The sequence below is a fragment of the Streptomyces sp. NPDC058375 genome, from assembly GCF_042723425.1.
Taxonomy (GTDB): domain Bacteria; phylum Actinomycetota; class Actinomycetes; order Streptomycetales; family Streptomycetaceae; genus Streptomyces; species Streptomyces durocortorensis.
This window is the reverse complement of record NZ_JBHXJG010000002.1, coordinates 78,082-91,482: the sequence shown is the minus strand read 5'-3', so window position 1 is coordinate 91,482 and position 13,401 is coordinate 78,082. Positions and strand designations below refer to the sequence as shown.

Sequence of the window (13,401 nt, the reverse complement as noted above, 5' to 3'; positions counted from 1 at the left end):
ATAAGAGACGGGCCGAAGGGTGTCGCCCGGAGGCGCCGGGAACGTCAGCCGAGCTTCGAGATGTCGCGGACCGCGCCGCGGTCCGCGCTCGTCGCCATCGCCGCGTAGGCGCGCAGCGCGGCCGAGACCTTGCGGTCGCGGTTCTTCGGGGCGTACACCCCGTTCAGCGCCTCGCGGCGGGTGGCCAGTTCGGCGTCGTCGACGAGCAGCTCGATCGAGCGGCCCGGGATGTCGATGCGGATCCGGTCGCCGTCCTCGACCAGCGCGATGGTGCCGCCGGAGGCCGCCTCGGGCGAGGCGTGGCCGATGGAGAGGCCCGACGTACCGCCGGAGAAGCGGCCGTCGGTGACCAGGGCGCAGACCTTGCCCAGGCCCCGGCCCTTGAGGAAGGAGGTCGGGTAGAGCATCTCCTGCATGCCGGGGCCGCCGCGCGGGCCCTCGTAACGGATGACGACGACGTCGCCCGGCTCGATCTCCTTGCGGAGGATCTTGTCGACGGCCTCGTCCTGCGACTCGCAGACGACGGCCGGGCCCTCGAAGGTCCAGATCGACTCGTCGACGCCCGCCGTCTTCACGACACAGCCGTCCACCGCGAGGTTGCCCTTGAGGACGGCGAGGCCGCCGTCCTTGGAGTAGGCGTGCTCGACGTCGCGGATGCAGCCGCCCGCCGCGTCCAGGTCGAGGGTGTCCCACCGCTCCGACTGGGAGAAGGCGGTCGCGGAGCGGACGCAGCCGGGGGCTGCGTGCCACAGCTCGACGGCCTCGGGGGACGGGGAGCCGCCGCGCACGTCCCAGTTCTTCAGCCACTCGGCGAGGGTGTCGGAGTGCACCGAGTGCACGTCCTCGTTGAGCAGCCCGCCGCGGTGCAGCTCACCGAGGAGGGCGGGGATGCCGCCGGCCCGGTGGACGTCCTCCATGTAGTACGTGCCGCCGGGGGCGACGTTGGGGGCGACCTTGGAGAGGCACGGGACGCGGCGGGAGACCTCGTTGATGTCGTCGAGGTCGTACGCGAGCTGCGCCTCCTCGGCGGCGGCCAGCAGGTGCAGGATCGTGTTGGTCGAGCCGCCCATGGCGATGTCCAGCGCCATCGCGTTGTCGAACGCGGCGCGGGTGCCGATCGAGCGCGGCAGGACCGTCTCGTCGTCCTGCTCGTAGTAGCGCTTGGTGATCTCGACGACCGTGCGGCCGGCGTTCTCGTACAGCGCCTTGCGGGCGGTGTGCGTGGCGAGGACGGAGCCGTTGCCGGGGAGGGAGAGGCCGAGGACCTCGGTCAGGCAGTTCATCGAGTTGGCGGTGAACATGCCGGAACAGCTGCCGCAGGTCGGGCAGGCGTTCTCCTCGATACGGAGGATGTCCTCGTCCGAGATCGACTCGTCCACCGCGTCGCTGATCGCGTTGACCAGGTCGAGTTTTCGGACCGTGCCGTCGACGAGGGTGGCCTTGCCGGCCTCCATCGGGCCGCCGGAGACGAAGACGGTCGGGATGTTGAGGCGCATCGCGGCCATCAGCATGCCCGGGGTGATCTTGTCGCAGTTGGAGATGCAGATCAGCGCGTCCGCGCAGTGCGCCTCGACCATGTACTCGACGGAGTCGGCGATCAGGTCGCGGGAGGGCAGGCTGTAGAGCATGCCGCCGTGGCCCATCGCGATGCCGTCGTCCACGGCGATGGTGTTGAACTCGCGCGGGACCGCGCCCGCGGCCTGGATCGCCTCGGAGACGATCCGGCCGACCGGGGCTAGGTGGGTGTGGCCGGGGACGAACTCGGTGAACGAGTTGGCGACCGCGATGATCGGCTTGCCGATGTCCGCGCTCGCTACGCCCGACGCGCGCATAAGGGCGCGCGCGCCCGCCATGTTGCGTCCGTGGGTGACCGTGCGGGACCTCAGCTGGGGCATCGTCGCTCGCTCCTTCGGCAGGGGGCCTGCCTCCGACAGTTAAAGGAAAGACTGCCTTCGAGCGTACGCCCCGGATCCAAGATCTGGACAGCCTGTCCGGAATGCGGGACGTGGCGGTCGGTGGGTGGTCACCCCACCGGTGCCCGCGCGCCGCCCCGGCTCTGCCACTGCCTCCTCAGCCCTCGCCCAAGTATCTCTGGAGCGTGGGGGCGACCATCGCCACGATGTCCTCCGGGTCCGCGGAGGCGAGCGGCTCGGCGCGGACCACGTACCGGAGCATCGCGATGCCGAGCATGTGCGAGGCGGCCAGCTCGGCGCGGAAGGTGGGGTCCGGTACGTCCAGCTCGGCCGCGATCCGTTCCAGCAGTCGTCGCAGCACGAAGTCGCGCAGGACGTTCGCCGCCGCCTCGTGGGTGACCGCCGAGCGCAGGATCGCCAGGAGGGGCGAGCGCGTGCCCGGGTCCTCCCACACGGAGAGGAAGAACCGCGCCAGCCGCTCCCCCAGGCCCTCCGGCGGGCCGCCGAGGACGGCGGGGATCACGAGGGCGGGCTCGAAGGTGACCTCGATGGCGGCGGCGAAGACCTCGTCCTTCGTACCGAAGTAGTGGTGGACGAGGGCCGCGTCGACCCCGGCGGCCTTGGCGATGCCCCGGATCGACGTCTTGTCGTAGCCGCGCTCGGCGAACTCGGTGCGGGCCGCCTCCAGGATGCGCGTCCGCGCGTCGGGGCCTTCGGCGGCGGCCTTGCGGGAGGGGCGGCCCCGGCGACGCGGCGCGGGAGCGTCCTCAGGCCGGGGGCGTGCGCCGGCGCCCTCGGTCACGGGCGGAGGTTCGGACACGTCGTTCACGGGCGAAGGGCCGGACGCGTCGGTCACGGGCGAAGGTTCGGACGCGTCGGTCACGGGCGAAGGTTCGGACGCGTCGTTGGCGGGCAGAGGTTCGGACGCGTCGTTGGCGGGCAGAGGGCCGGACGCGTCGTTGGCGGGCAGAGGTTCGGGCTCCTCGGTCACGGGCGGTGGATCTTCGCGGACGCACCGTCGGCCGTGGCGGAGGCGGTGGCCAGGTGGAGGCGGGTGAAGGCCAGCGCCTCCGCCAGATCGGCCTCGCGTTCGGCGGAGGACATCGCGCGGCGGGTGTTGACCTCGATGACCACATGGCCGTCGAAGCCCGTACGGGCCAGGCGCTCCAGCAGCTCCGCGCACGGCTGGTCGCCCCGGCCCGGCACCAGGTGCTCGTCCTTGGCCGAGCCCTTGCCGTCGGCGAGGTGGACGTGAGCGAGCCGGTCGCCCATCCGGTCCGCCATGGCGAGCGCCTCGGTACGGGCGGTCGCGGTGTGCGAGAGGTCGACCGTGAAGTGCCGGTAGTCGTCGTTGGTGACGTCCCAGTCGGGGGCGTACGCGAGCATCTCGCGGTCCCGGTAGCGCCAGGGGTACATGTTCTCGACGGCGAACCGGACGTCCGTCTCGCCGGCCATCCGCCAGATCCCGGTCACGAAGTCCTTGGCGTAGTTGCGCTGCCACCGGAACGGCGGGTGCACGACGACGGTGGACGCCCCGAGCTTCTCGGCGGCGGCCTTCGCCCGCTGGAGCTTGACCCAGGGGTCGGTGGACCAGACGCGCTGGGTGATCAGGAGGCAGGGGGCGTGCACCGCGAGAATCGGCACCCGGTGGTAGTCGGAGAGCCGGCGCAGCGCCTCGATGTCCTGGCTGACGGGGTCGGTCCAGACCATGACCTCGACGCCGTCGTACCCCAGGCGCGCGGCGATCTCGAAGGCCGTCGCCGTGGACTCGGGGTAGACCGAGGCCGTTGACAGGGCGACCTTCGCATCGGGGATGCGCACCACTGGTTCTGCCACCTGGACAGCGTACGGGCAGTGATGCGCCACTCCGAGTGGGTCCTGGCCGAAAGTGATCAGGGCCATGGGCCTGTGACCGTACGTCACCGACGCGGCGCGTCCGGTACGGTCCCGCCTCACCTCGCCTCGTCTCATCCGGGCAGGGCGGCCCGTTCTGCCGGGAGGTGGTCCAGGCGGCGCAGGATGACGCCCTCGCGCAGGGCCCAGGGGCAGATCTCCAGCTCCTCGACGCCGAACAGGTCCATCGCGCCCTCGGCCACCAGCGCACCGGCGAGCAGTTGCGCGGCCCGGCCCTCGGAGACCCCGGGGAGGCGGCCGCGCTCCGCGACGGTCATCGCCGCCAGCTTGGGCACCCAGTCCTCCAGGGCCTTGCGGCTCAGCGAGCGCTGGACGTACAGGCCCTCGGTGGAGCGGGCGGCTCCGGCGATCCTGGCGAGCTGCTTGAAGGTCTTGGAGGTGGCGACGACGTGGTCGGGGCGGCCGGCCCGGCTGAATTCGCCGACCGACCGCGCGATGCTGGCCCGTACATGCCGGCGCAACGCCCTGACCTGCTCGGGGTCGGCCGGGTCGTCCGGCAGCCAGGCGCCGGTGAGGCGGCCGGCACCGAGCGGCAGAGAGACGGCGGTGTCGGGCTCCTCGTCGATGCCGAAGGCGATCTCCAGGGATCCGCCGCCGATGTCCAGGACCAGCAGCTTCCCCGCGGACCAGCCGAACCAGCGGCGGGCGGCCAGGAAGGTCAGCCGGGCCTCCTCCTCGCCGCTGAGGACGGCGAGGTCGACGCCGGTCTCCAGCCGTACGCGCTCCAGCACCTGGTCCGCGTTGGTCGCCTCGCGCACCGCCGAGGTGGCGAACGGCAGCACGTCCTCGCACCCCTTGTCCTCGGCTGCCTGGAGGGCGCCGGCGATGGTCGTCACGAGCCGGTCGATGCCGACCGGCCCGATCGCGCCGGTCTCGTCGAGCAGTTCGGCGAGCCGGAGTTCGGCCTTGTGCGAGTGCGCGGGCAGCGGGCGGGCGCCGGGGTGGGCGTCTACCACCAGCAGATGAACCGTGTTCGATCCCACGTCGAGGACTCCGAGTCTCATACGGGAACGCTACTGCGCCATCGGACTTACTCTGGGCGCGTGCCAAAGACGAAAAAGGCTAAGCAGGACAAAGCCGCGAAGAAGCCGAAGTCGAACAAGCAGGCGTCACAGCCGGAGGCGAACGGACCGGACCCGTCCGACGAGAAGGGCATCGACTTCGCCCGGGCCTGGGTGGAGTTCCCCGACCCGGCCGACGGCGAACAGGTCTTCCGCTGCGATCTGACCTGGCTCACGTCCCGCTGGACCTGCATTTTCGGCAGCGGCTGCCAGGGCATCCAGGCGGGCCGCGCCGACGACGGCTGCTGCACGCTGGGCGCGCACTTCTCCGACGAGGACGACGAGAAGCGGGTCGCCGAGAACGTGGCACGGCTCACCCCCGAGCTGTGGCAGTTCCACGACGTCGGTACGGAGACGGGCTGGGACGGCGTCGACGAGGACGGGGAGCGCCAGACGCGCCGATGGGAGGGCTCCTGCATCTTCCAGAACCGGCCGGGGTTCGCCGCCGGGGCTGGTTGCTCGCTGCACATCCTGGCGCTGCGGGAGGGCAAGGAGCCCCTGGAGACCAAGCCGGACGTGTGCTGGCAGCTGCCGGTGCGGCGGACGTACGACTGGATCGACCGGCCCGACGACACCCGGGTGCTCCAGGTGACGATCGGGGAGTACGACCGCCGGGGCTGGGGCCCGGGCGGCCACGACCTGCACTGGTGGTGCACCTCGGCCACCTCGGCGCACGGCGCCGGTGACCCGGTGTACGTGTCCTACCGTCCGGAGCTGATCGAGCTGATGGGCAAGGAGGGCTACGACCGGCTGGTCGAGCTGTGCGAGGAGCGGCTGTCCTCGCTGCTGCCGATGGCCCCGCATCCGGCGGACCCGCCGCTGCTCGCGGAGAAGAAGAAGCGCTGAGGCCGCCCGGGGGCCGGGGACGCCATGGGCGTCGCCGGGCCCCGAGGCCTGCGGGGGCCTGACGCCGGGCCCCGTCGTCTGTCCTCTGTCCTCAGCCCGTCGTCCGTTGTCCTCAGCCCGTCGGGTCCGGGTCGGAGGGGCCGGGGTCGGTCGGGGCCGGGTCCGTGGGGCTCGGGTCGGTCGGGTCCGGCGACGGGTCGGGCGGGTCCGTGGGGTCGGGCGGATCGGTCGGGTCCGGCGGGTCCGGTGGGTCGGTCGGGCCCGGGTCGGTGGGGCCGGGGTCGGTCGGGCCCGGATCGGTGGGGCCGGGATCCGTCGGGCCGGGGTCGGTCGGGCCGGGGTCCGTGGGGCCCGGGTCCGTGGGGCGGGGCGATTCCGTTCCGGGGCGGGTGGGGCGCGGGCCGCCCGTGGTCGGGGCGGTGGCCCCGTGGCCGTCGATGAGCACGGCGGAGCCCGAGGGGGCCAGCGAGATCCGGGCCCGCCACGGCCCGGCCGGCTGCGCGTCCCGGATCACCGAGACCGCGATCGTGGTGGACTGCCCGGCCGGGAGCGTGCCCGACGTACGGCTGATGCGCAGCCACGGGGCGTCCGTCGCCGCCGACCAGCCGACCGCTTCCCGGCCGGGGTTGGTCAGCGTGATCGTCGTGACGGCCCCGGAGGTGCGGGCCGTCACCGTCAGCCGGGCGTCGCCGTGATGCGCGCCGCCGGTGCTGACGACCTCGGCGGTGACGTCCGGGACGCGGGCGCCGAAGCGGTTGCCGGGGCGGCCGTTGCCGGTGTTCTCGGGGTCGTACGGGTCGCCGCTCATGCCGCCCGCGCCGTCCACCTCGGTGGCGGTGACCGAGGTGCCGTCGTGGCCCTCGCCGGTCTGCGGCGCTCCCCGGTACGCGGCCCACAGGGCGATCACCGGGGCGGCGACCACCGTCGCGACCACCGTGGTCGTCACGACCCGGGCGCGCAGCCGGTCCCGGCGGGCGGCCTGGTCCTTGGGGTCGAGCGGATACCCGGCCCGGTCGAAGCGCGGTCCCGCGGCGCGGGAACGGTGGGCCTGGGCCATGGCGACGTACACGGAGGGGCGGGGGGCCTCCACGACGGGCAGGGCGGCGACCGGGGCCAGGGCCGCTCCGGGCCAGGGGCCCGCGGCGTCGGCCCGTTCGGCGGCGCGACGGCAGCGGGGGCAGTCGTCGACGTGCCGGACGAGCTCGCGGCGCAGGGCGGCGGAGAGCAGCACCTGGTGGTCGCCGGTGAGCCGGGCGACGGTGGGGCAGTCGCCTGCCTCGACGACGGCGAGGGCCGCGCGGGTGCGCTCCACCTCGCAGGCCGCGGCGGCGAGCAGTTCCCGGGCGGTGGCCGGCTCCAGACCGAGCACGGCGGCGACGGCGCGCGGGGTGAGCCGGTGGCGTACGGCAAGTTCGAGGGCTTCGCGCTGCTCCGGGGTGGTGCCGGCGGCCTCGGGCCAGGCGAGCGTGGCGAGCTCCCGGCGGCGGGCCTCGGCGGCCGGTGACTCGGCGGCGGCGGGCGTGGTGGCGTCCTCGGGGGTGGAGGGGGTCGCGGGGCCGGCGGGCGGGGTGTGCTCCGGCGTGCGCCGGGTGGTGTGCGCCCCCTTGCCGGGCCCGGGGGCCATGGCCGTACCGGCCTCGGGCGTCTCGGCCGGACCGACTCCGGCGGCCCTGGCAGTACGGCTCTCGGGTGCCTTGGCCGTGCGGGGCGGCTTGATCGTTCCCGAGGCTCTGCGGTGGGCCTGGCGGCCGCGTCTGCGCTCGGTGAGCGCCCGCAGGCAGGCCCACCGGGCCAGCGCGTACAGCCAGGATTTACGTTCCTCCTCGGCCGCGGGGCCGCGGGAGTCCTGCCGGTCCGCGATCGCCAGGACGGCGCCGAGCGCCTCGGTGGCCGCGTCGTGATCGCAGAGCACGGAGAGGCAGTACGTGAAGAGGCCGTCGAGATACGGCTCGTAACGTGCGGGCGGTCGCTGTGCCGGGGCGTCGGTTCCTCGGCGGTGCGCCCGGTGTGCGCCGGTGGTGTGCGTCGGGGTCTCCAGCCTGCTGCTCGTCACCCGGCGACCGTAGGCAACGGAGCTCATGCCTCAAGTGCCCCTTGAGCACATTTAATCCTTACGGGTGAATGTATCGCTCGAAAGAGTCGTGAAAGAGGACAGAGATCACGGATTCCGTCCGTAGCACTCCGGATCACTCCGGGATGCTGCGGAGTGCTTCCGTGCGCCCTGCGCGCGGAGGGGCGGTGCGCGCCGACCGCGGGGGCGGCGTTGTCGTACCCCACCTATACGGTGACGCCATGGCTGCCCGTACGAAATCCGCGAAGGACCGGCCGTCCTACCGCTGCACCGAATGCGGCTGGACCACCGCCAAATGGCTCGGCCGTTGCCCCGAGTGCCAGGCGTGGGGGACGGTCGAGGAGTTCGGCGGCGCCCCGGCCGTGCGCACCACCGCGGCCGGCCGGGTCTCCACCGCCGCCCTGCCGATCGGCCAGGTCGACAGCAGGACGGCCACCGCCCGCTCGACCGGCGTCGGCGAGCTGGACCGGGTGCTGGGCGGCGGGCTCGTGCCGGGCGCTGTCGTGCTGCTGGCGGGCGAGCCGGGTGTCGGCAAGTCGACGCTGCTGCTGGACGTGGCGGCCAAGGCGGCGAGCGACGACCACCGCACGCTCTATGTGACCGCCGAGGAGTCCGCGAGCCAGGTCCGGCTGCGGGCGGACCGGATCAAGGCGATCAACGACCACCTCTACCTCGCGGCGGAGACCGATCTGTCGGCGGTGCTCGGCCATCTGGACGCGGTGAAGCCGTCCCTGCTCGTCCTGGACTCGGTGCAGACGGTCGCCTCGCCCGAGATCGACGGCGCGCCCGGCGGGATGGCGCAGGTCCGGGAGGTGGCCGGGGCGCTGATCCGGGCGTCCAAGGAGCGCGGCATGGCCACGCTGCTGGTCGGCCACGTCACGAAGGACGGCGCGATCGCCGGGCCCCGGCTGCTGGAGCACCTGGTCGACGTGGTGCTGTCCTTCGAGGGCGACCGGCACGCCCGGCTGCGGCTGGTGCGCGGCGTCAAGAACCGTTACGGGGCGACCGACGAGGTCGGCTGCTTCGAGCTGCACGACGAGGGCATCACGGGCCTCGCCGACCCCTCGGGCCTGTTCCTGACCCGCCGCGACGTGGCGGTGCCGGGCACCTGCCTCACCGTGACGCTGGAGGGCAAGCGGCCCCTGGTCGCCGAGGTGCAGGCGCTCACCGTCGATTCGCAGATCCCCTCGCCCCGGCGCACGACCTCCGGTCTGGAGACCTCCCGGGTCTCGATGATGCTCGCCGTGCTGGAGCAGCGGGGCCGGATCAGCGCGCTCGGCAAGCGGGACATCTACAGCGCGACGGTGGGCGGCGTGAAGCTCACCGAGCCCGCCGCCGACCTGGCGATCGCGCTCGCGCTGGCCAGCGCGGCCAGCGACACCCCGCTCCCGAAGAACCTGGTCGCGATCGGTGAGGTGGGGCTCGCGGGCGAGGTCAGGAGGGTCACCGGGGTGCAGCGGCGACTGGCCGAGGCACACCGTCTGGGCTTCACCCACGCCCTGGTCCCGACCGATCCGGGGAAGGTCCCGGCCGGTATGAAGGTCACGGAAGTCGCCGACATGGGCGACGCTCTGCGGGTCCTCCCGCGCCGGTCTCGCCAAGAGGCGCCGCAGCCTCGTCAGGAAGACAACGCGCGCCGGTAGACTTTGCCCTGGTCTCGCCCGCCCGTGGACACGGCATGGGGGACGCAAGGGCACCGCAAACCTGTGACCGGAGGAGTGCAGTGGCAGCCAACGACCGGGCGACGACGCCCGGAAAGTCCGGCCAAGGCACCGGCAACGAGGCGCTGATGCGCGCCTCGTTGAGCGCGGTCGCGCCCGGTATGGCCCTGCGGGACGGCCTGGAGCGCATTCTCCGCGGCAATACCGGCGGGCTGATCGTGCTGGGCATGGACAAGACCGTCGAGTCGATGTGCACCGGCGGATTCGTGCTGGACGTGGAGTTCACGGCGACGCGCCTGCGCGAGCTGTGCAAGCTCGACGGGGCGCTGATCCTGGACAAGGACATGACCAAGATCCTGCGGGCCGGTGTGCAGCTGGTGCCGGACGCCTCGATCCACACGGAGGAGACGGGCACCCGGCACCGGACGGCGGACCGGGTCTCCAAGGCGTGCGGCTTCCCCGTCGTCTCGGTCTCCCAGTCGATGCGGCTGATCGCGCTGTACGTGGACGGGGAGCGGCGGGTCCTGGAGGAGTCCTCCGCGATCCTGTCCCGGGCCAATCAGGCGCTCGCCACGCTGGAGCGGTACAAGCTCCGCCTCGACGAGGTGGCGGGCACGCTGTCCGCGCTGGAGATCGAGGACCTGGTCACCGTGCGGGACGTGACGGCGGTGGCGCAGCGTCTTGAGATGGTGCGGCGGATCGCGACGGAGATCGCGGAGTACGTGGTCGAGCTCGGGACCGATGGACGGCTGCTGTCGCTCCAGCTGGACGAGCTGATCGCGGGTGTGGAGCCGGAGCGGGAGCTGGTGGTCCGGGACTACGTGCCCGAGCCGACGGCGAAACGGTCACGCACGGTGGCGGAGGCGCTGACGGAGCTGGACGCGCTGAGCCACACGGAGCTGCTGGAGCTGCCGGTGGTGGCGCGGGCGCTGGGGTACAGCGGCTCGCCGGAGACACTGGACTCCGCGGTGTCGCCGCGGGGGTTCCGGCTGCTGGCGAAGGTGCCGCGGCTGCCGGGGGCGATCATCGAGCGGCTGGTGGAGCATTTCGGCGGTCTGCAGAAGCTGCTGGCTGCGAGCGTGGACGATCTCCAGACGGTGGACGGGGTGGGCGAGGCGCGGGCGCGGAGCGTGCGGGAGGGGCTTTCGCGGTTGGCGGAGTCGTCGATCCTGGAGCGGTACGTCTGAGGTCTGGCCGCGCCGCTTCCCGCCCGTCCGGCACTTGAGGGCTGAGCCCGGACCACCTCCAGCCCGTCCGGCACTTGAGGGCTGAGCCCGGACCACCTCCAGCCCGTCCGGCGATTGAGGACGGAACCCCGGGCTTGGGTGAACCGTGCCCACACGGGCTGGCCCGGCCCGTAGGTGCCTCGCTCGTCCCCCTGAACGGTTCCGTCCTCAAACGCCGGACCGGCTGGGATCACGGGCCCACCCGACCCCATGAGTGCACCGCCCGCCCGACTGGACGGTTCCGTCCTCAAACGCCGGACCGGCTGGGATCACGGGCCCGCCCCAGCCCGTGGGCGCACCGCCCGCCCGACTGGACGGTTCCGTCCTCAAACGCCGGACCGGCTGGGATCGCGGGCCCACCCGACCCCATGAGTGCACCGCCCGCCCGACTGAACGGTTCCGTCCTCAAACGCCGGACCGGCTGGGATCACGGGCCCGCCCCAGCCCGTGGGCGCACCGCCCGCCCGAATGGACGGTTCCGTCCTCAAACGCCGGACCGGCTGGGATCACGGGCCCACCCGACCCCATGAGTGCACCGCCCGCCCGACTGGAAGGTTCCGTCCTCAACGCCGGACCGGCTTGAGTGGTCGCCGGGGCGGCTGGGCGCGGGTCCGTCAGTCCTTGGCCAGGACGAAGGAGGCTCGTTGGATCGGTTCGCCGGGGGCCTTCGCCTCCAGGAGGTACGTTCCCGGGCCCGCCTTCCCCGCCGGCGGCGTCGCACAGCCCGGCCCGGACAGGGCCCGGTTCCAGTCCACCGTGTGGATCACCGTCGCACCCGCCGGGACCTTCAGGAACAGCGGACCGGCCTCCGCGGGGCAGTCCTTCGAGGACCAGATCGGGTCGTCGTCCTCGCCGCCCGCCTCCGTCACCGTGAGCACCGCGCTCTTCGGCCCGAAGTCCGCCTTGCACGCCGCCGACGACGTGTTCTTCGCGATCAGTTCGAACTTCGGCTTGTCGTCGGGGCCGTAACTGACCTTCGTCCGCAGGCTCAACTGCACCGCCGCCGGCTTGCACTCGGGGAGCGGGGAGCCCGCCGGGACCTGCTGGCCCGCCGTGCCGCCGCCGCCCGATCCGGCCGAACCCGCACCGGAGGAGTCCGCATCACCCGTGCCCGTAGCGCCTGTTGACGCCTCGTCGGACGAACCGCCGTCGCCCTCGCCGCCGGAGGACTCACCGGAGCCGTCGGAGCCGCCCGACCCGCCGGAGCCCTCCTCGTCGTCCGACTCGTCGCGGCCGCCCGGCTGTTGGCTGATCGCGGGACCGGAGCTGCCAGGACCGGGGGTGATCGACTCGACCGGGTCGGAGCCGCCGGGCTTGCCGTCGTCGCGGCTGCCTCCACCACCTCCGGACGTCACCGCCCAGGCGATCAACACGGCGAGCAGCGCAACCAGAAGTCCCGCTACCGCCCTTCGTCGCCAGTAGATGCTGGAGGGAAGCGGACCGACCGGATTGCGCATAGATCCCACGGCCCGAACTCTACGAGAGATCCGGGCCGACTCCGGCCCCACCCGCCGCTCCGCTCACAAGTTTTGCCGATCATCATCACGGGAGGGGCGTCGCGAGCCGGTCACAGGGGACAGAACGGGTGGCGTTGTCACCTCCTGGGCCGCCGCGCGGGCCGACACCCCCGCGCCCGTGACGCCCGCCCCGCCTTCCGTGCCAGGATCGTCAGTGCCATGACTGCCTTGACTTCGACTTCACCCCAGACGCCCCCCGCCGCCGCCTCACTCCACACCCCCGTCATCGGGTGGTTCGAGCAGCATGCCCGCGATCTGCCCTGGCGCCGCCCCGAAGCGGGCGCCTGGGGCGTGATGGTCAGCGAGTTCATGCTGCAGCAGACCCCGGTGAGCCGGGTCCTCCCGGTGTACGAACAGTGGCTCGCCCGCTGGCCCCGCCCCGCCGACCTGGCCGCCGAGGCGCCCGGTGAGGCGGTCCGCGCCTGGGGCCGGCTCGGTTATCCGCGCCGCGCCCTGCGGCTGCACGGGGCAGCGCAGGCGATAACGGAACGGCACGGCGGCGATGTGCCGAGCGAGCACGCCCAGCTGCTGGCGCTGCCCGGGATCGGCGAGTACACGGCGGCGGCCGTGGCCTCGTTCGCGTACGGACAGCGGCACGCGGTGCTCGACACGAACGTCCGCCGGGTGTTCGCCCGCGCCGCGACCGGCGTCCAGTACCCGCCGAACGCGACGACGGCCGCCGAGCGCAAGCTCGCCCGGGCGCTGCTGCCCGAGGAGGACGAGCGGGCGGCGCGCTGGGCGGCGGCCACGATGGAGCTGGGCGCCCTCGTGTGCACCGCGCGCAACGAGGACTGCGACCGGTGCCCGATCGCCTCGCGGTGTGCCTGGCGGCTGGCCGGGAAGCCCGCGCACGAAGGGCCGCCGCGCAAGGGCCAGACGTACGCCGGGACCGACCGCCAGGTGCGCGGGCGGCTGCTGGCGGTGTTGCGGGACGCGCTGAACCCCGTACCGCAGGCCGCGCTGGACGCGGTGTGGGAGGAGCCGGTGCAGCGGGCCCGGGCGCTGGACGGGCTGGTGGCGGACGGGCTCGTCGAGCCGCTGGCCGACGGGCGGTACCGGCTGCCGCTGACCTGATCCCGCCGGAGTTCCCGGGGCCCCGGCCCCGCTGTTACACAACCGATGGGCAGCCGTGCACCGGCCTACGGCTGCTCCGCACATCGCCGTGACAACGCCTCCGTAGCGTCTCCGACAG

General features: G+C 73.2%; 10 protein-coding genes. 4 read left to right on the top strand and 6 right to left on the bottom strand.

Going from position 1 to position 13,401, the window contains the following annotated elements; translation table 11 throughout:
• Positions 1–44: 44 nt before the first annotated feature.
• The 4 genes from ilvD to ACFWM7_RS01020 form a co-directional block, all read right to left on the bottom strand.
• A complete protein-coding gene (gene ilvD / locus ACFWM7_RS01035) occupies positions 45–1,895 on the bottom strand; it encodes a dihydroxy-acid dehydratase (RefSeq protein ID WP_383253534.1) in 1,851 nt (616 codons plus the stop codon).
• A gap of 175 nt (positions 1,896–2,070) precedes the next feature.
• Positions 2,071–2,715, bottom strand: coding sequence for a TetR family transcriptional regulator (locus tag ACFWM7_RS01030; RefSeq protein WP_383253552.1), 645 nt, complete (start codon positions 2,713–2,715; stop codon positions 2,071–2,073).
• Positions 2,716–2,900: 185 nt separating this feature from the next.
• On the bottom strand, positions 2,901–3,737 hold the full coding sequence (locus ACFWM7_RS01025; protein ID WP_383253550.1) for a sugar phosphate isomerase/epimerase family protein: 837 nt from the start codon (positions 3,735–3,737) through the stop codon (positions 2,901–2,903).
• A gap of 143 nt (positions 3,738–3,880) precedes the next feature.
• Entirely contained in the window at positions 3,881–4,831 is a 951-nt protein-coding gene (locus tag ACFWM7_RS01020; RefSeq protein ID WP_383253532.1) for a Ppx/GppA family phosphatase, read from the bottom strand.
• 39 nt (positions 4,832–4,870) lie between these two features.
• Here ACFWM7_RS01020 and ACFWM7_RS01015 point away from each other — a divergent pair, with 39 nt between their 5' ends.
• On the top strand, positions 4,871–5,734 hold the full coding sequence (locus tag ACFWM7_RS01015; RefSeq protein WP_383253530.1) for a hypothetical protein: 864 nt from the start codon (positions 4,871–4,873) through the stop codon (positions 5,732–5,734).
• A gap of 112 nt (positions 5,735–5,846) precedes the next feature.
• On the opposite strand, the gene ACFWM7_RS01010 is transcribed toward ACFWM7_RS01015, so the two are convergent.
• A complete protein-coding gene (locus ACFWM7_RS01010) occupies positions 5,847–7,814 on the bottom strand; it encodes a hypothetical protein (protein WP_383253527.1) in 1,968 nt (655 codons plus the stop codon).
• 212 nt (positions 7,815–8,026) lie between these two features.
• Between ACFWM7_RS01010 and radA the strand changes: the two genes are divergently transcribed.
• Positions 8,027–9,448, top strand: a complete 1,422-nt coding sequence (radA, locus tag ACFWM7_RS01005; protein ID WP_217227498.1) for a DNA repair protein RadA — start codon at positions 8,027–8,029, stop codon at positions 9,446–9,448.
• 80 nt (positions 9,449–9,528) lie between these two features.
• Entirely contained in the window at positions 9,529–10,653 is a 1,125-nt protein-coding gene (disA, locus tag ACFWM7_RS01000; protein ID WP_003968311.1) for a DNA integrity scanning diadenylate cyclase DisA, read from the top strand.
• Between the two features lie 653 nt (positions 10,654–11,306).
• Here disA and ACFWM7_RS00995 read toward each other — a convergent pair.
• A complete protein-coding gene (locus tag ACFWM7_RS00995; RefSeq protein ID WP_383253525.1) occupies positions 11,307–12,065 on the bottom strand; it encodes a hypothetical protein in 759 nt (252 codons plus the stop codon).
• A 303-nt stretch (positions 12,066–12,368) separates the two neighbouring features.
• Here ACFWM7_RS00995 and ACFWM7_RS00990 point away from each other — a divergent pair, with 303 nt between their 5' ends.
• Positions 12,369–13,283: an A/G-specific adenine glycosylase gene (locus ACFWM7_RS00990; protein WP_383253523.1), complete on the top strand. Its 915-nt coding sequence runs from the start codon at positions 12,369–12,371 to the stop codon at positions 13,281–13,283.
• Positions 13,284–13,401: the final 118 nt, after the last annotated feature.

What these genes read in the sequence shown, in the direction of transcription:
- ACFWM7_RS01010 (WP_383253527.1), bottom strand. Translation starts at nt 7,814, where the DNA reads ATGAGCTCCGTTGCCTACGGTCGCCGGGTGACGAGCAGCAGGCTGGAG.
- ilvD (WP_383253534.1), bottom strand. Translation starts at nt 1,895, where the DNA reads ATGCCCCAGCTGAGGTCCCGCACGGTCACCCACGGACGCAACATGGCG.
- ACFWM7_RS01020 (WP_383253532.1), bottom strand. Translation starts at nt 4,831, where the DNA reads ATGAGACTCGGAGTCCTCGACGTGGGATCGAACACGGTTCATCTGCTG.
- radA (WP_217227498.1), top strand. Translation starts at nt 8,027, where the DNA reads ATGGCTGCCCGTACGAAATCCGCGAAGGACCGGCCGTCCTACCGCTGC.
- ACFWM7_RS00990 (WP_383253523.1), top strand. Translation starts at nt 12,369, where the DNA reads ATGACTGCCTTGACTTCGACTTCACCCCAGACGCCCCCCGCCGCCGCC.